The sequence below is a fragment of the Gardnerella piotii genome (assembly GCF_003397585.1).
Taxonomy (GTDB): Bacteria; Actinomycetota; Actinomycetes; order Actinomycetales; family Bifidobacteriaceae; genus Bifidobacterium; species Bifidobacterium piotii.
In genome coordinates this window covers 684,620-702,230 of the sequence record NZ_QJUV01000001.1, presented here as the reverse complement: position 1 = coordinate 702,230, position 17,611 = coordinate 684,620, and the positions used below count along the sequence as shown (strand labels likewise).

Below are 17,611 nucleotides of genomic sequence, written 5' to 3'. Positions count from 1 at the left end.
CGCTTGCCATTACAACAAAATGCTAGAAAATGTGTAAATATTTTTGATTTTTTGTTCGTTTTTGTCCGATTACGAGAGAATAATTGGCTAAATGGTTAATTTCTTTGATACATGGAAAAAGAAAATCTGCACAACAAACATGGCTCTTATAGCTGTGCTTACACTTCTAGCTTCCTTAATCGGCAGCTGGCTCAAGCAGTTCCCAGGCCTAAGCCTTTTGGGGGCTCTTATTATTGCGTTGCTTATTGGTATGGCTCTGCAGCTGCCTTTGCACGTATACAAGTTGAACAATGATTCTAGACGAGCAGGCGTTAAAGCATCTGCTGGCCTAATCGCAAATAAGCTACTTCGACTAGGCATTATTTTGCTTGGCTTTAAGCTAAATTTGCACGTTCTATTTACTCAAGGATTAAAATGCCTACCAATTGCAGCCGTTCTAGTTGCTGTTATGGTATGCATTACATACAACATTGCAAAATTCCTTAAGGTTAGCCCACAACTTGCAATGCTAACCGCAGGAGGCACAAGCATTTGCGGAGCTGCAGCTGTTATGGGGCTTTCGGGATCTATGCCAGTGCTTCCACAAGATGAGGACGAAAAAGAACAAAACGAGGTTATGGCTGTTGCAACAGTTGCAATAATGGGCACAATCTACGCTTTGGCAGAAATCTTTATTCTTCCTCACTTTGGAATGACTAAGCAGCAGCTTGGAATTGCATCTGGCGCATCGCTCCACGAAATCGCACACGCTGTTGCAGCGGGCGGAGCTTTTGGAAGCATTGACGTTGCAACAATCATGAAGCTTACTCGAGTTCTTATGCTTGTTCCTACATCAATCTTTATTGCAATTTGGTGGAACGCTCGTCATAGCCAAGTAGAAGATAACGGAAAGCGCAAAATCAACTTCCCATGGTTTATGCTTGGATTTATTGCAGCATCTGTTATTGGTACGTACGTGCCTTTTGTTTCGTCCTACGCATCACTCCTTGTAGACGCAGGATACGTCTTCCTTGGAATGGCTATGGCTGCTCTTGGAATCAACGTAAACTTTAGAGTTATATTTAAGCAAGGAAAAGCAGCATTCTTAGCAAGCTTCCTGGCATCTATAGTTCTAACAGCATTGGCCTGTGCAGCTAGCGTTTTGTTCTTCTAATAAACAAACATAGATAAAACAAACGCAATTAAAGCGCAAACAAAAAAATCAGGGGATTGAATTTTGAAATCTCCTGATTTTTTATATTTCTTACTTACGTAAATGCTTCACATAACTCTAAAACAGATTATTCAATATGTACTGCTGTTCCGTCTGGAATATTCGTATAGAACCAATTAGCATCTGGAACACTTAATCGCACACATCCGTGCGATGCAGGGACCCCAAGTTTTTGCGCTTCTTCTACAATATAATCGCCAAAATTAGCACGAGTTGGAACAGAGTGGAACAAATACTTTGCTCCTATAAAACCAACCCAATAGTCTCCACCCATTCCTTCTGTTCTATTGTAAAAATGATATCCCCTATGCCCTATTCTAAAATCGCCTTTAGGTGTGGAGTTATTCATTCCAGAGCTAACAATCATTGTATAAACAAGATTATTATTCGCATAAATATAAACACGTTGTTTTTTAAGGTCTACATTTATTTGCAAATGATTTGCATCTATTCCAGAAAGATTTGGATATTGACCGCCTGTAGAAATCTTCCATAAGTTAGAAAAATCAATTGCATTCGCATTTTGATTTTGTGCATTAGAGCTATCATTAGACTTATCTTTGGACTTATCATTATGCTCTAATGGCGTCTTTTTTGCTTTCGACTTTGCGCCAAAATTATCGCCTTTTTTACTTTTTACATTACTTAAAGCGGAATCAAGCTTGTTTGACTTAAAATATTGTGCTTTAAGATTTACAAAAATACGCTTATTCGCTTCTTGAACAACATGCGATACTTGGAATCCAACAAAACTAAAGAAGACCAAAACAATTAGAAAAGCGAGCGCACGCTTGTAGAAAATTTTGCGATTTTTTGGAGATTTTAAGCTAATAACATATTTCACAAATCGCGAAATAAGCGACTTTAACATGCTTTTAAAAGCATAAAATATATTCATACAATCTCCATAAGTAAACAAAATAAAAGGCGCCACTTCGATACTACACTATAGTGCCTAAGCAGCGCCAAATTACACGTTATTTGATTATTTATATGATTATTGTCTAACTAATCACACATTAAACTTAAATTCAACAATATCTCCGTCTTGCATAACATAATCGCGGCCTTCAAGACGAAGCTTTCCTTCTTCCTTGATTTTTGCCATAGAGCCTTGAGCCTCAACAAAATCATTGTAAGAAACAACTTCTGCTTTAATAAATCCACGCTCAAAATCTGTGTGAATAACGCCTGCAGCTTGCGGAGCAGTCCAACCCTTATGAATCTGCCATGCGTGAACTTCTTTAACGCCAGCAGTCAAATAGGTTTGAAGCCCTAAAATATCAAAGCCAACGCGCGCAAGCTGATCCAATCCAGATTCTTGTAATCCTGCATCTGCAAGCATTTCTCTAGCATCTTCTTCATCAAGCTCAGTAAGCTCCGACTCAAATTGCGCGTTAAGGAAAATCGCCTTTGCAGGAGCTACAGACTCTGCTAGCTTAGACTTCAAAGAATCATCCGAAAGCTCTGAATCGTCAACATTAAACACATAAATAAAAGGCTTAGCAGTAAGCAAGTGCAAATCGTAAACGTCGTCTTTATTAATCAACTTCTCGTTATGAGCCTGATCAATCGTCTTTCCAGATTCAAGAATTTCTTTAGCTTTGTTCACTGCGCCAACGTATTCTTGAGTAACTTTTTTGCCGCGTAAATCTTTTTCTAACTTTGGCAAAGCATTCTCGATTGTTTGCAAATCTGCAAGAATAAGCTCCGTGTTGATTGTGTCAATATCGTCTGCAGGATCCACCTTGCCATTAACGTGCACAATGTCATCATCGTTAAACGCGCGAACGACTTCGCAAATAGCATCCGCTTCGCGAATATTAGCAAGGAACTTGTTTCCCAAGCCTTCGCCTTCGCTTGCACCCTTAACGATTCCTGCAATATCAACAAATGTAACGGTTGCTGGAACGATTTTCTCGGTTTTAACAAGCTTTGCTAAAACAGGCAAACGTTTGTCTGGCAAAGGCACAATACCAGTATTTGGCTCGATTGTTGCAAATGGATAATTTTCCGCTAAAACGTTATTTCGTGTTAGCGCATTAAACATAGTTGATTTACCAACGTTAGGCAAACCTACGATTCCAATAGTTAAAGACATATTACCTACTTTAGACCAGCTAGCGGAAGTGACTACACTACTATACTCGTAATGTTTTATTTTTGTTGAATTGCGTCAACAGCGCTAATAACATCTCCCCTAAAACCACACGATTCTAGCTTTGCAACACCTCGAATCGTAGTGCCACCAGGAGAGCATACTGCGTCCTTCATAGCTCCAGGGTGAACACGCGTATCCATATACAACGCGCCTACTCCCTCAATCATCTTTGCAGCCAAGCGATATGCGCAATCTCTCTTTAGACCGTACTTTACGCCAGCATCTGCTAAAGCTTCCATGTACATAGCAGTAAAAGCTGGAGCGCAACTAGAAACACACATTGCAATATTCATGTGATCGCTATCTACTCGCTCGACTAAAGAAATCGGATTAAAAATAGCATTAAAAGCTTCTAATTGACTATCTGTTAGCGTATTTTCGCTTTCTGCTAGAGTGACTCCTTGGCAAACTGCGATTGGCGTATTTGGAATAATGCATTGCACGTTAGCATCTTTGCCAAGTAGATTCTGGTAACGCTTAAGAGTCCAGCCTGCTGCAACGGAAATAATTGCGATTTTTCTTTCTACAATAGTTTTTGCAATAGGTTGCAAAACTTCTTCTATTTGATTTGGTTTTACAGCCAAAATTAAAACATTGCTAGAATCGCAAACTTCACACGCACTTTTTAACGCTTTTACGCCAAATTTGCTTGCATTATTAGCAAGTTTTTCAAAGTGCGCCGCGCATGCAACCATATCTCTACCTTGTAAAACATTAGCGCGAATCAAACCTTGAGCAATTGCTTGAGCCATGTTTCCAAAGCCAATAAATCCAACGGTTCCAATTGAGTTAGAACTCATTAACAAATCCCCTTAATATCTAAACACTAAAACGAACACTAAATAAACACTAACTTTTTATTAAGCATCTAATCATTTGTATATATAACTTGTATATCTAATCATTTGTTAGGTACTTTAATCAAAGTTACTTACCGCTTATATTACTTATCACTTATATCACTTATAAATAGACTCCAAATCTCCACGATTCTTTGCCTCTTCTAGCAAATGACGGAACACAAAGTCGCCATGAACACCATCGTGCTCAAACTCGTTTGTTGTCCAATAATGGGAGTTTGCAATACGCGAAAGCGTATCTAACTGAAGACCAGAATCAACGTACATGTCGTCGAAGTAAACCGCCGCTTGCAAAGGAACTTCGTTATTTGCAAGTTGATCTAAATCGTAAATCTTGCCAAACTGCTTGTCACTCATTAAGCAGTCAACTGCTGGCAAGAATGGTTGCAAAGCTTTTTCTTGATCAAACATCCAAGGAAACATAGCTTCGCCCGTAAAAAGAAGCGGGCGCGCGCTACCAGAAAACTCTGGCATTGTTTCCCTAACCTGCTGAGCTGCCCACAAAATCGGGTGCTCTAATTCACCATCAGCATAAATAAATTCTTGCAGCGGCCAATATAGCGGACTAGAAGACGTTGCATCCATAACACCGTAAAGAAACTCATCGCTTAAATAGCCGTCTGCTGTTCCACCGCCATGCTTAAATGCCTTAAGAGATCCATCTCCATCCGAAAATGCGGAGTCAATCAACCAATGAACTCTTTCAAAACTTGGCTTCATGCCAAAAGATGATCCAAGAGTTTGGAATCGCTCAACCGTTAGCTTTTCGCCATTAGGTAAGAAAACATCTCCTTGAGAAATCCTATCTGCAATAGCAGCAGCGCGCGCAACATCTTGCGGGTAGCGCTCATAGAATTGCTCAGTTTTACGCGCCATACGAGGAAAAGTATGCTCATAGACTTCACGCGCATTTGCAGGAACATGAGGAATGCCGCCCGTTGTAAAGCTTGCAAGTAAGCCCTGTGGGAAAAGAGACAAATACGTAAGCGTTAAGAATCCACCATAGCTTTGACCCAAAGAAACCCACGGCTTTGCATTAAACTCAGTTAAGCGCAAATGCTCAAAATCGCGAATAATAGAATCTGCTAAGAATCGCTTTAAGTACCATGCTTGCCGCTCTACGCTCACGCCGTCGTCTGCCATGCGCTTAATCGTAGAAGCATCTACCCTAGAAGAGCGCCCAACACCACGCTGGTCTGGCAAGACTACGCGAAAATGCTTAATTGCTTCTTGAATCCAACCATCGCTAGACGGCGAAAGTGGACGAGGGCACTGACCGCCTGGGCCTCCTTGCAAAAACACTAGCAAAGGCAAATCGTCATGCGCATGTTCTGGAGCACTAATAACCCTGCAAAATAGGCGAATCTTCTCCCCTTTAATAGAATCGCCTGGAGTGTTTTGCTCCCAATCTAAAGGAACATCGATTGCGCGCTCTTCTACATACAATCCTGGTACGTAATACTTTGCTAGCAGTGCCATTGTAAACATTCCTTTCTGCACTCGCATGCTACATTGCAACAACAAATCACATACGCAAACTCGCACTCTTATATAAATCATACTAAAGTTCGATTGTTCTATAAAGTGCCGTGTACTAGCCTAGTAATTATGAAAATATCTCACACGTTTAACAGAGCTATACAACGCTTACGCACTGAGCTTACGCTAAACGATATATTGTGGGGCATTATTCCGCTTATTCTTTTTATGCTTTCAAGCAATCGGTATACTATAAGCAATGTTGACGGATTCTTGACGCAAAGTTCGCTAATTACAGCCTATCTTATAAATATTGTTGTTGCATCATTACTTTCACTACGAAAACTATGGCCCGAACACACAGCTGTTATTTTTATTGTTGCATGCATTGTGCAAGTAATATTTGGTCCAGCTCAACTTTTTGCTGATTTCTTTGGTTTTGTGCTGCTTGTTAATGCTATTGCTCGCGGAAATCCAGAGCATTCAAAAGCTTTTGTTATTGCAGCTTACGTAACAACAGTATTATCTTGCGCAGCAATATCGTGGAATATTGTAATGGGGCCAATATATGGCATCAATCATTTAAAAGCTAGTTATTCTTGTAGCGTAAAAAATATAAATAGTAGTAACATTAAAAACTGCGTTTCAATTATACTTGATTTTGCAATTCCTAATATAATTTTTGCGATTATTATTACTACAATTACGGTTATTATTGGCTACTGGCAGCGCACTCACGTACACACTATTCAACTTTTACAAGAGAACAATAACGCTATTCGCGCGTACCGAAAGAAAGCTCAGCATATTGCTATTACTGCAGAGCGTGCAAGAATCGCTAGGGATATGCACGATATTGTTGCTCACACGCTTTCTATTATTATTGTTCAAGCAGATGGTGGTCGTTATGCAGCAACCAAAGATATTTCGCTTGCTAAAAAAACAATGCATATTATTAAAAACGAAGCAGAGCGCGCCGTTCACGACATGCGTCGACTGCTAGAAGCTTTAACAGACGCTCCATCCGCTCAATTGGATTTTAATCACATACCTTCGCTTATTGAGCAAGCAAAAATTGCATCTCCTAATAACATTTTTTGGCACACTGTTGATGGCATAAATTCTTCTAATAAACTCAACAAAGATGCACAAACCGTTGCATACCGCGTTGTTCAAGAATCTCTTACTAATATTCGAAAGCACGCAGGAAACGGCATTAAAATAAACATTCACGAACAGTGGAACGAACAAGGCTTAACGCTAAAAATCACAAATGAGATACGCAAAATCGAAGCAAATCAGGCGCAAAATAGCAGTGCAACACATAAAAACGGTTATGGTTTGATTGGCATGGAAGAGCGCATTGAAAATCTTCACGGCACACTTGATTATGGAAAACTAAACGATGGAACGTTTAGTATTGTTGCTTTTATTCCATATTCCTACAGCGCAGACCAGTCAAACACTACTGCTTCTGCACTAAATAGTATTCCTAATGTTAGTTATAAAAACGTAAAAGTTAATAATCCATTATCAACGCAAGAAAAACCAGCAAATACAAGCGATAAAACCTCATCAAAAGTTTTGCCAGAAGCAAATAATTCACAAAATAGGATTGAAAAAGTATCACAATGGTTTGAACAACATTGGCTTATTGGCGATGTTATTTATGCAGCACCTTGGACTGTTCTAATGCTTTTTATACCAACTTACGATTTTACTGTTGGAACTGGAATGACTTCTGGGTATTCAAGCTCGCTTTCATTACAAATACTTTATAGAATACTTACGCTTACTACTATGATTCCATTTATGTTTCGTAGAAAAGCTCCAACAACATGCGCAATTGTTGCAGCAGCATTTTCTGCAATACAACTTATATGCTTGCCTAATATTTTATTTGCTAATTTCTTTATACCAACCATTGTTTATGCGGCTGTGCTCTATGGCAAAAAGCACGCATGGCAATGGGTTAGCGCAGTAGTGCTCGCCGAATCTGCTATTTTTGCTGTAAAAATTGGTGTTGCATCAAAAAATATTCCACAAAATGAAACTCCAATACGATTTTTTGCATCTAATGCGTACACAACCAATTTTTATGACATTATGCAAATGGCGTCCGTAGGATTAGTTTTTGGTTTTATAGTTGCATTAATTTGTTTTACTGCTATTGCATTTGCTTATTACCGCAGAAACGATGATAATAATTTGCTGATTCTAAAAACACGCAGAACAGAACTCGAGCAAGAGCAAAAACAGCTAGAAGTACTTGCAGCAAATGCCGAAAGGCAGCGCATTAGCGCAAATATTCAGCAAAAAGTTGCAGTTACATTGCATAAAGTAATTGATGCTGCAAACAGTGGAATCGATATGCTAAATAAATACGAAAAATCAAATAGCAATGCAGAAAAGCTAAAGTCATCACAACTAAAGCAAGAACAAGAACTAGAGCAAGAGCAAATTGAAGCAATTAGTAAAGCTTTTAAAAACATTGGAGATGAAGGTCGCTCAGCACTTAGGTACATGCGAAAACTACTTGGAATTTTGCGAGAAACAGGTTCAAGTGTTAATTCATCAAATAATGGTGCAAATGTAACTGAGATTGCGGTTCGCCCCGCTCCTTCGCTTGATGAACAAATTCAACACAGACTTGCCAACAAGCACGAATAAATTGATAGTATGGAAAACATGGAAAATATGGAAAACAATGGAGTAATTCGAGTCGCTATCGCAGACGATCAGGAGCTTGTGCGCGCAGGATTTGCTATGGTAATCAACTCGCAAAAAGATATGCAAGTTGTTGCGCAAGCAGCGAATGGAAATGAAATTGTAGAAGTTGCGTCAAAGGAAAATCCAGACGTTATTTTGATGGACGTGCGCATGCCTAACATGGACGGTTTGGAAGCTACGCGCAAAATCTTAAAAGAAGACACTAACGCCAATACGCGCATTATTATTTTAACAACTTTTGATTTAGACGAATACGTTATGGCTGCGATTCATACGGGCGCATCGGGATTTTTGCTTAAAGATACAGAGCCAGAAACATTGCTTAATTCAATACGAACTGTGTATCAAGGAAACGCAATTATTGCTCCAACTGCTACAAAGCGTTTGATTGAGTCAATGATCTCTAAGCCTAACGATGAAGAAAAAGCAAAAGAAGAGATTGCGACTAAAAACGAGCAAAACGCAAACGCTTACGATTCTTGCTTAAACGACTTAACAGATCGCGAGCGCGAAGTTCTTGTAGAGATTGCTCACGGACTATCCAACCAAGAGATTGCTAATAAACTGTTTATTAGCTTGCCAACAGTCAAAACGCATGTTGCTCATATTTTAGGAAAAATCAACGCAAGAGACCGCGTCCAAGCTGTTGTGTTTGCTTACGAGAACAGTCTTGTTTAACTATTTTTATAAAAATAAAAAATAATGCGAATGTTCTTATAAATAATAAATCTTTTCTATAAAAATAATGCGGCTGCAAATTAATCAATTCTTAATTGAATGATTAAAATTGCAACCGCATTTTGTTTTGCGTTTCTAGCGATTAGTCCTCCGCGAGCGCAACTACTGGCGAAGACTTTACTGCTCTACGAGCTGGAAGCACGCTGGAAAGAAGCGCTGCAAGTAAAGCGATTAGAGCAAGAATCGCGTAAATAGCCCAATCAATTACAAACGGAACTTTGCCAATTGCGCTAAACACCATGTAGGATCCAATCCATCCAAACACTGTTCCAACAATCAAGCCTGAAACAGTGCTTGTTAGGGAGATCAACGTTGCTTCCAACGCAAGAGATCTTCTAACCTGTCCTCTTGTCATGCCGATTGCGCGCAAAGTTGCAGATTCTTTGGTTCGCTCAATAACCGACAAGCTTAATGTGTTTGCAACGCCTATTAAAGCAATCACAACAGCTACTGCTATTAAGCCAACAAGCAACATCATCATTATGTCGATAGCACTCTCCCACTGCGCTCGTTGGAACACGCTTCCACCAGCCATAACCTCCGCATAGCTAGATGTAATATTTCTAATATTTTTAACAATATCTACAAGATTAGCTTTGCTAGAGTCTACCGAAATAAGCAGAATATGCGTTGTAGGCTTAAGGTAGTTATTGAAGTAAGATTTGCTAACAAAAGCAGTATTCCTTGAATATATATTAACATTTCTATACTTCTTAAACTGAACTTGCTTTACAGTAATGCTCTTATCGTTATTACTCGAGTCTGTATTCATGCCAGTAAATGGCGTAATATTATTACTGTCTGTTTCATCAGAACTGTACTTTTCTACGTAAGCTTGCAGATTAAGGTTTCCTTTTTTAAGCTCAAAAGGCTCTCCGCCTTCTCCATTAAACTTAGGCAAAAGCACAGAATCTTTGTTTATATTAACGCCATCAAGGTCAGTGTGCATTACATTTTTAAGTTGATCTGTATTATCAACTCCAGCTGCCATAGCATACTCAGTTTCGCCCTTAGCGTTCTTAAAAGTCATAGGAACTGCAGGAAGCAACTCAGTATGCTTTATTCCACTAATCTTTGAAATATCGGCAGCTAAAGATTCATCAACATTCTTGCCTTGAATAATAATGTCAACACTGTAATGGTCATCAACAACACCTTTAAGAGTTGCTTTACCACATATTGCGCCAGTTACTACCGTTGAAACAAGCGTTACGCCAATAAGCAAAGCCGTTCCAGTTGCCGCAACTCTTCTAGGGTTTCTTTGCACGTTTGCGTTAGCAACTTTAGATGCAGGACCACAAAGTGCCATGATTGCGCCAGTTGCCTTCATAGCAAACGGCATCCAGAATATGGATGTCATAACAATACCAATAAAAACAAGCGCGCAACCAAACATTGCTCCAAGCAAAGTCATCCAAGAATCAGAACCAGCAGTAGGAGACCTCCTCGCAATCATGCTTGCTAAAGAAGTAGCACTTAAAGCCGTAGCTAAAATGCCTACAACAATAAACACAACACCAAAAACAGCGCGAATAATGCTTGCACGCTTATCTTTAATCAAATCCATTGGTCGTAGCGCTTCCATAGGCGTTACTTTTGTAGCCGACCTCGCAGCACCCATAGATGCAAGAACTGTTACAATCGTGCCAATTGCTATTGGCCACACAACCGCTGGAAGCGAAACAATCAAAGGAATCTTAGATAACGGTCCAGAATTAATATTCACGTTACTAATTGCGCCCATAAATCCGATTGCACAAAGCACGCCAACAGCCGCAGAAATAACTCCAAGTATTGCAGCTTCAAGCAAAACTGCTGCATAAAGCTGGTGCGATTGTGCACCGATTACGCGCAAAAGTGCAAGAGTGCGTCTGCGTTGAGCAACCAAAACTTGGAATGTGTTTGCTATAACGAGCGAAGAAATAAGCAACGCTAGAATACCAAAAGATAGCAAAAACATGGTTACAAAATTGGTACCGTTAGACACATTTCGAACAGCTCTTACGCCAACTTCATGCCTAGACATAAGAGAGAATCTCGAAGGAAGCAAAGAGTTAATCTTAGGAGATAAATCGTTTATTTTAGATTCATCAATACTCATGTACACTTTGCTTTGCACAACTTCATTGTCAAAATTCTTAAGATTGTTGAGTTTTGCACAAAAATCATTCGTTACGCCACCAAGATATGTGCCGCGATTTGAAAATGGTATTTGAGAATGCTCTCCATCATCAACAAGACCAACCACACGAACATCGTACGATTTTTCTTTATCTCCGCCAGTGTCATCTACTTTAACCAAAGTTATAGTATCGCCAATATTTGCATGTATTGATTTAGCAATACTTTTAATAAGAGTTATTTCACCTATTTTTTGCGGTTCTCTACCTTCTGTTGATTTATACACAGGAAGATTTCCATACAAACCATTAGACCAAGCAATACTCGTAACTGATTTATCACCTTTTTCCACTCTTACAAGAGCAGTCGCATCATCACTACGAATGCCATTAACACCAGGCATCTTCGATATTTCGTCTAAATGAAGGTCTTTATAATGAATTTTACTACTCGGAGAACTGTTAGGATTCCTAAATGAGATTGCATAATTTGCGCTACCGAATTCATTTGTTGCGTTACGAACCATCAAGTCATCAACGCTGTTTGCAAAAAGCAAAGTAGCGCTCATAAACATGCTGCCTATAAGAATTGCAATTCCAGAGGCGATTAACATGCGCACGCTTTTACGCATAAGTTTTAGTGCGATTTTCCACATTCTAACTTCACCCCTTTTATTGCAATTGAGCAGGCTGATTATTAACGCCAGCCTCGCTGCGTTCCATAAGCATCTTGCTCATTCCTTCTGCAGTAGTATTTTGCACGTCTTCAACGATTTGACCATCTGCAAACACGATTGCTCTATCTGCATAAGACGCTGCAACAGCGTCGTGAGTAACCATAATCACAGTTTGACCAAGTTCCGTTACAGACTTCTTCAAAAAATGCAAAACTTCCAAACTGGAAGCAGAATCGAGATTGCCAGTAGGCTCGTCTGCAAAAACTACGGAAGGCTTAGAGATTAAAGCTCGAGCGATTGCAACGCGTTGGCGCTGACCACCAGAAAGCTCAGAAGGCCTATGCTTTAAGCGATCTTGCAAGCCAAGAGTATTAATCAAAGTATTAAACCATTGCTTATCTGGCTTTTTGCCTGCCAAAGTAAGAGGCATAAGAATATTTTGCTCAGCGCTAAACATTGGAAGAAGATTAAAACTTTGGAAAATAAACCCAACCATTTCGCGGCGCATAAGCGTAAGCTGATTATCGCTCATACCTGTAATATCTAGGCCATCTACCAAAACTTTTCCAGAATTAACGCTGTCAAGACCAGCCAAAGAATGCATTAAAGTTGACTTTCCAGAACCAGAAGGACCCATAATCGCCGTAAACTTGCCGCGCTCGAAGCTAACGCTAACATCTCGCAAAGCGTGAACAATGCCTGCGCCCTTGCCAAAATCTTTAACAACATGCAAAGCTGCAACCGCAGTCTCGCCAATCAAACCTTCTTGAGCGGAATAATTCATTTGCGTAAAACGCGTATCTTGACTATTTTCAACACTCATTTTGCACCTCACATACTTCTGTGATTACCTTACAATTACAATTTACGTGATTAAAAACGCATTCTCTATAGTGCGTAAGGCTGATATTTTCATTGGAATAATAGGGATTTTGATATTAAATTTTGATATAAAAATGCTCTTATGTAAAATCGTCATACTTTAGTATGAGAAGCTTGCATAAGATTGTTAATGCTACAAGCTCAAATTTGCATTTCACGCGATTAGTCAATGCAAAATAAGTCAATTTTTAATGCAAAATAAGTCAATTTGGCAACTACAACACCATCAATTAAAGAATTTTTCTTAACATGTTTAATATTTTTCCTTCAAAATAAGCATTACAAATCATGTGCTCGAATTTTTATAAATGTGCTTATTTATATCTAAAATAAATAAAAATGCATAAAATTAGTTAGTTTATGTTCATTTTAATTGTTTATTTGTTAATTTTAGTAACAAAACGCTTATTTACACACTCGCCAAATGTCATGCAATATTGTAAAATATTAATCGACTACCAAAAATTTGGCATAAGCCAACAAGAAACTCAAAGGAGATTTTCGCATGGTCTATAGAATGATTTTTAATCAGACTGCTTACTTTGGTCGTGGAGCAATCAAAGAGATTCCAAACGTTGCTAAAGCACATGGATTCAAAAAAGCATTTGTTGTAACAGATCCTGTTCTTGTAAAGACTGGAACCGTTAAAAGAGTTACCGACGTTCTAGAATCCGCTGGTCTTCCATACGAAGTATTCGACAACGTAAAGCCAAATCCACCTGTTGAATGCATTCAAGACGGTGTAGAAAAGTTCAAGGCATCTGGCGCAGACTTCCTTATTGGACTCGGCGGCGGCTCTCCGCAAGATACATGCAAAGGCATTGGAATTATTGTAGCTAACCCAGAGTTTGGCGATGTTCTTTCTCTAGAAGGCGTTGCAGATACAAAGAATCCTTCTGTACCAATCTTTGGCGTGCCAACAACCGCAGGAACCGCTTCCGAAACAACAATCAACTATGTTGTTACCGATACTGCAAAGCTTCGCAAGTTCGTTGCAGTAGACCCTCACGATATTCCAATCGTTGCATTCGTAGACCCAGATCTCACCGATTCCATGCCACGCTCGCTTAAAGTTGCAACTGGTTTGGACGCACTCACACACGCAATCGAAGGTTTCATTACTCCAGGCGCATGGAGCCTTTCGGATTGCTTGTCTTTGCAAACAATTCGCATGATTGCACAAAACCTTGCAAAGAGCGCAGACGGAGATGTTCCAGCAGGCGAACAAATGGCTTACGCAAGCTATATAACTGGCATGGCATACTCCAACGTTGGTTTGGGCTTGGTTCACGGCATGGCTCACCCACTCGGTGGTCGCCTTGGCGTTGCTCATGGCGTTGCAAACGGAATTTTGCTTGCTCCTGTTATGGAATATAACAAAGATTACACTGGCGAAAAGTATCGCGATATTGCTGCCGCATTCGACGTTCCAAACGCATACACCGATGACCTCGAAACCGTGCGCAATGCTGCTGTAAAGGCAGTTCACGACTTAACGGTTAAGCTTGAAAATCCTACTAAGATTAGCGAAGTCGGAGCTAGTGAGGCAGATATTGAAGGCTTAAGCCACGACGCTTTGGCAGATGTTTGCACTCCAGGAAACCCACGCAAGGCCACTTTGGAAGATATTCGCAAGATTTACACAAGCTTGATGTAGCTCTTTGCGTAGTCTTCTAAAAATAAGCAAACAATAAATAAATACGCACATTTAGAACAAACAATTTGTGGACGCAATTTATCTTGATTTAACTCTTGTGTTAACTCTTGATTTAAGTTGCGTCCACATTTTGTATGCAATAAGTCATAAAGCCTATATCTACAAGCCTTATATTAATCAACAACTGGCTGAGTGCTGTCTCGAATAACAACATGAGCAGGAAGAACTAGTTGACTTTCAATCTCCTTGCCTTCTCGAATTGCAAGAATCATACTAACAGCATTTTTTGCCATAATATCAAAAGGCTGATTAACGGTTGTTAAAGAAGGCATTAAATATTGCGCTGGATAAACGTCATCAAAGCCTGCAACCGAAAGCTCTGTTCCTAACTTAATTCCGCGCTCGCGAGCTGCGCGATACACATTTACAGCAGTAATATCGTTGCAAGCAAAAATTGCAGTTGGACGCTTGGCTTTAGGCAAATCCAAAAGACTACAAGCCATTTTGTAACCAAGCTCTGGAAGATAATCGCCCTCTTTTACTAAGTCTTTATCAACACTCAAACCAGCTTGTTCCATAGCAGCACTGTATCCAGCAAAACGAGCAACACCAGATTGAACGTTTAACGGACCTGTAATAACGCCAATTCGCTTATGGCCCAAACTAATCAAATGCCGAGTAAGCTCGTAGGAACCTGTCCAATTATCAATAGAAATCGTGTGATCGTTGCCGCTGCCTATAGAAACTGGGTCAATAATCACAAGCGGAATATTGCGCATACGCAAAAATTCTTTATCTTTTTCTTCTAGATCAGACATTTGCGATATAACACCCAAAGGATTTCTATCTACTATTCCACGCAAGCATTCCTCGCGCTTTTTGCCATTGTTAGTTTGAGCAACCGTAAGCGCTAATCCTTCTTTTTGCGCCCAGTGAGACGCGTAAGTAATCATCTCAATCGTGCCATTATTTGCAACGTAATCTACAAGTAGCTCAACTGTTGGAGAAATTTTAGTGCTAACAAGAGAATAATCGCGCCCACTTTTAGCTAGAACTTTTTCTACGCGCCTTCGAGTTTCTTCCGATACTCCCGACCTACCGTTTATTACCTTAGATATTGTAGACGGAGAAACACCAGCTTCTTTAGCAAGTTCTGTAATCTTAGGCTTCAACGATTCAGATTCTTCTAAACCACTTTGTTTGCTATTTATGGCCATTTTCTCCCTTTCTAGCTTCTACGCGTTTTTGCTTAACGCATTCTCTATCTAAAACATTTTCTATCTAAATCATAATCTTAAAGAAAAATTCGCATACATACTTAAGATTATCCGCAATAATACAAGCTGCCAGAAAAACTGAAAAATAGCACTATTGCTTGATTTATCAAGGCTATTACAGGTTCCATAATACACTATTTCGCATTTAACGCGCAAAAATTGCGAAAATTTCTTACGACACGCCGAATAATAAAATTATTTGCCTTTAGTCACAAGCAAAACGCGGACTAAATGCGCGATTTTCCTCATGAAAAAGCTCAATTTTTCAATAATCAAAAAATCAAAAATATGACATTTATCACATTGTGTCATCGTCGAAATATTCGCAAAAATCGCTTTACGAAAATTTCTACTCATACTACAACATTTTTCTATTATTTTGATATAAAATTACAAATGTAGGTCACAACGATCTTAAAGCAAAGGAGCACAAATCGTTATGAGTACAATTACATCAGTAAAAACCTATGATTTTAGATTCCCTACGTCGCAAACACTTTCTGGGTCCGACGCAATGAACAAAGATCCAGATTATTCATCCGCATACGTAGAAATCAAAACAAGCCTAGACGATGGCATTAAAGGCGTTGGATTTGTATTTACAATTGGCCGCGGCAACGATGTTGTTTGCGCAGCAATCGACTCCATGTCTCAAGTGCTTATTGGCAGAAACGTAGAAGAATTACTAGACAACATGCGTCTTGCATGGGATCTTTTTGTTCACGACTCACAACTTCGCTGGCTAGGCCCAGAAAAAGGCGTAGAACACATGGCAATTGGCGCTATTTTGAGCGCATTGTGGGATATTAAAGCAAAGCGAGCTGGAAAGCCATTGTGGCGCTTGCTTGCCGAGATGGATCCAAAGGAATTAGTCTCTACGCTCGACTTCCGCTATATGACCGACGCCTTAAGGCCAGAAGAAGCAATCGAATTCTTGCAAGATGGTCAAAAAGGCAAGGAAGAGCGCATTGCTGATTTGCTTGTAAACGGATACCCAGGCTACTCCACTGCTGCAGGCTGGCTCGGTTACAGCGACGAGAAAATGGTTGCAATCGCTAAGGAAGAATCGCAAGTTAAAGGCTTTAAGCAAATTAAGCTTAAGGTTGGTCAAAATGTAGACGACGATTTGAGAAGACTCGCACTCGCTCGCGAAGCAATTGGCCCAGACGTTCGCCTTGCAGTAGACGCAAACCAAGTATGGGATGTTCCAACAGCAATCACTTGGATTAATCGCTTCCACGACTTCGACTTAGCTTGGGTAGAAGAGCCAACAAGCCCAGACGACGTTATTGGACACGCAACAATCGCCCGCGCAATCAACCCAATACCAGTTGCAACTGGCGAGCAAATGCAAAGCAGAATCATGTTCAAGCAATACTTGCAAGCAAACGCATTTGGAATCATGCAAATCGACGCAACTCGAGTTGCAGGTCCACAAGAAGTTGTTCTCGAATACTTGCTTGCTCGTAAGTTTAACAAGCCAGTCTGCCCACACGCAGGTGGCGTTGGATTGTGCGAAGCTGTGTGCCACTTTGCAATGTTTGATTACGTTGCAGTTTCTGGCACAAAGGAAGGCCGCATGATTGAATACGTAGACAATCAGCACGAGCACTTTGTGCATCCAACACAAATCAAGAATGGCAATTACGTTGCACCAACTGCCCCAGGTAATGGCACTGAAATGACGCTGGAAACGGCTGAAAAGTACCTTTATCGCGGATAGTTATGCAATTGTGGCTAGCAGTTTACATTAAGCTGTTTATTTTAAATTGCTAGCCACTTTAAACAATCAAGATTCATAATTTAAGATTCAAAAA

12 protein-coding genes are annotated in these 17,611 nt (G+C 39.9%); 5 read left to right on the top strand and 7 right to left on the bottom strand.

Annotated features, from left to right (window positions below; all coding sequences use genetic code 11):
- Positions 1 to 91: 91 nt before the first annotated feature.
- A complete protein-coding gene (locus D0T20_RS03200) occupies positions 92 to 1,153 on the top strand; it encodes a YeiH family protein (protein WP_116438374.1) in 1,062 nt (353 codons plus the stop codon).
- Positions 1,154 to 1,280: 127 nt separating this feature from the next.
- Here the strand turns inward: D0T20_RS03200 and D0T20_RS06390 are convergent, their stop codons facing one another.
- The 4 genes from D0T20_RS06390 to D0T20_RS03180 form a co-directional block, all read right to left on the bottom strand.
- Positions 1,281 to 2,111 (bottom strand): L,D-transpeptidase, encoded by an 831-nt coding sequence (locus D0T20_RS06390; protein WP_162862675.1) that lies wholly within the window; start codon positions 2,109 to 2,111, stop codon positions 1,281 to 1,283.
- Between the two features lie 114 nt (positions 2,112 to 2,225).
- Positions 2,226 to 3,314, bottom strand: a complete 1,089-nt coding sequence (ychF, locus tag D0T20_RS03190; RefSeq protein ID WP_016635390.1) for a redox-regulated ATPase YchF — start codon at positions 3,312 to 3,314, stop codon at positions 2,226 to 2,228.
- 56 nt (positions 3,315 to 3,370) lie between these two features.
- Entirely contained in the window at positions 3,371 to 4,174 is an 804-nt protein-coding gene (proC, locus tag D0T20_RS03185) for a pyrroline-5-carboxylate reductase (protein WP_116438373.1), read from the bottom strand.
- Between the two features lie 159 nt (positions 4,175 to 4,333).
- The gene (locus D0T20_RS03180) at positions 4,334 to 5,713 is read right to left on the bottom strand and encodes an alpha/beta fold hydrolase (RefSeq protein ID WP_032817685.1); all 1,380 of its coding nucleotides are present in this window, start codon (positions 5,711 to 5,713) and stop codon (positions 4,334 to 4,336) included.
- Between the two features lie 129 nt (positions 5,714 to 5,842).
- On the opposite strand from D0T20_RS03180, the gene D0T20_RS03175 reads away from it, so the two are divergent.
- Together D0T20_RS03175 and D0T20_RS03170 are read left to right on the top strand one after the other, a co-directional pair.
- Positions 5,843 to 8,383 carry a sensor histidine kinase gene (locus tag D0T20_RS03175; RefSeq protein ID WP_116438372.1) on the top strand — a complete coding sequence of 847 codons (2,541 nt, stop codon included), beginning with the start codon at positions 5,843 to 5,845 and terminating at the stop codon, positions 8,381 to 8,383.
- Between the two features lie 18 nt (positions 8,384 to 8,401).
- Positions 8,402 to 9,121: a response regulator gene (locus tag D0T20_RS03170; protein ID WP_116438371.1), complete on the top strand. Its 720-nt coding sequence runs from the start codon at positions 8,402 to 8,404 to the stop codon at positions 9,119 to 9,121.
- 142 nt (positions 9,122 to 9,263) lie between these two features.
- Here the strand turns inward: D0T20_RS03170 and D0T20_RS03165 are convergent, their stop codons facing one another.
- Together D0T20_RS03165 and D0T20_RS03160 are read right to left on the bottom strand one after the other, a co-directional pair.
- Entirely contained in the window at positions 9,264 to 11,957 is a 2,694-nt protein-coding gene (locus D0T20_RS03165; RefSeq protein WP_116438370.1) for an ABC transporter permease, read from the bottom strand.
- A 16-nt stretch (positions 11,958 to 11,973) separates the two neighbouring features.
- Positions 11,974 to 12,801: an ABC transporter ATP-binding protein gene (locus D0T20_RS03160; RefSeq protein ID WP_116438369.1), complete on the bottom strand. Its 828-nt coding sequence runs from the start codon at positions 12,799 to 12,801 to the stop codon at positions 11,974 to 11,976.
- 564 nt (positions 12,802 to 13,365) lie between these two features.
- Between D0T20_RS03160 and fucO the strand changes: the two genes are divergently transcribed.
- Entirely contained in the window at positions 13,366 to 14,517 is a 1,152-nt protein-coding gene (fucO, locus tag D0T20_RS03150; protein ID WP_116438368.1) for a lactaldehyde reductase, read from the top strand.
- 173 nt (positions 14,518 to 14,690) lie between these two features.
- Here the strand turns inward: fucO and D0T20_RS03145 are convergent, their stop codons facing one another.
- On the bottom strand, positions 14,691 to 15,734 hold the full coding sequence (locus tag D0T20_RS03145; RefSeq protein WP_115757614.1) for a LacI family DNA-binding transcriptional regulator: 1,044 nt from the start codon (positions 15,732 to 15,734) through the stop codon (positions 14,691 to 14,693).
- Positions 15,735 to 16,233: 499 nt separating this feature from the next.
- On the opposite strand from D0T20_RS03145, the gene D0T20_RS03140 reads away from it, so the two are divergent.
- Positions 16,234 to 17,517, top strand: coding sequence for an enolase C-terminal domain-like protein (locus D0T20_RS03140; protein ID WP_004130435.1), 1,284 nt, complete (start codon positions 16,234 to 16,236; stop codon positions 17,515 to 17,517).
- Positions 17,518 to 17,611: the final 94 nt, after the last annotated feature.

What these genes read in the sequence shown, in the direction of transcription:
- D0T20_RS03160 (WP_116438369.1), bottom strand. Translation starts at nt 12,801, where the DNA reads ATGAGTGTTGAAAATAGTCAAGATACGCGTTTTACGCAAATGAATTAT.
- D0T20_RS03165 (WP_116438370.1), bottom strand. Translation starts at nt 11,957, where the DNA reads ATGTGGAAAATCGCACTAAAACTTATGCGTAAAAGCGTGCGCATGTTA.
- D0T20_RS06390 (WP_162862675.1), bottom strand. Translation starts at nt 2,111, where the DNA reads ATGAATATATTTTATGCTTTTAAAAGCATGTTAAAGTCGCTTATTTCG.
- D0T20_RS03200 (WP_116438374.1), top strand. Translation starts at nt 92, where the DNA reads ATGGTTAATTTCTTTGATACATGGAAAAAGAAAATCTGCACAACAAAC.
- D0T20_RS03170 (WP_116438371.1), top strand. Translation starts at nt 8,402, where the DNA reads ATGGAAAATATGGAAAACAATGGAGTAATTCGAGTCGCTATCGCAGAC.
- D0T20_RS03140 (WP_004130435.1), top strand. Translation starts at nt 16,234, where the DNA reads ATGAGTACAATTACATCAGTAAAAACCTATGATTTTAGATTCCCTACG.
- D0T20_RS03180 (WP_032817685.1), bottom strand. Translation starts at nt 5,713, where the DNA reads ATGGCACTGCTAGCAAAGTATTACGTACCAGGATTGTATGTAGAAGAG.
- fucO (WP_116438368.1), top strand. Translation starts at nt 13,366, where the DNA reads ATGGTCTATAGAATGATTTTTAATCAGACTGCTTACTTTGGTCGTGGA.
- D0T20_RS03145 (WP_115757614.1), bottom strand. Translation starts at nt 15,734, where the DNA reads ATGGCCATAAATAGCAAACAAAGTGGTTTAGAAGAATCTGAATCGTTG.
- ychF (WP_016635390.1), bottom strand. Translation starts at nt 3,314, where the DNA reads ATGTCTTTAACTATTGGAATCGTAGGTTTGCCTAACGTTGGTAAATCA.
- proC (WP_116438373.1), bottom strand. Translation starts at nt 4,174, where the DNA reads ATGAGTTCTAACTCAATTGGAACCGTTGGATTTATTGGCTTTGGAAAC.
- D0T20_RS03175 (WP_116438372.1), top strand. Translation starts at nt 5,843, where the DNA reads ATGAAAATATCTCACACGTTTAACAGAGCTATACAACGCTTACGCACT.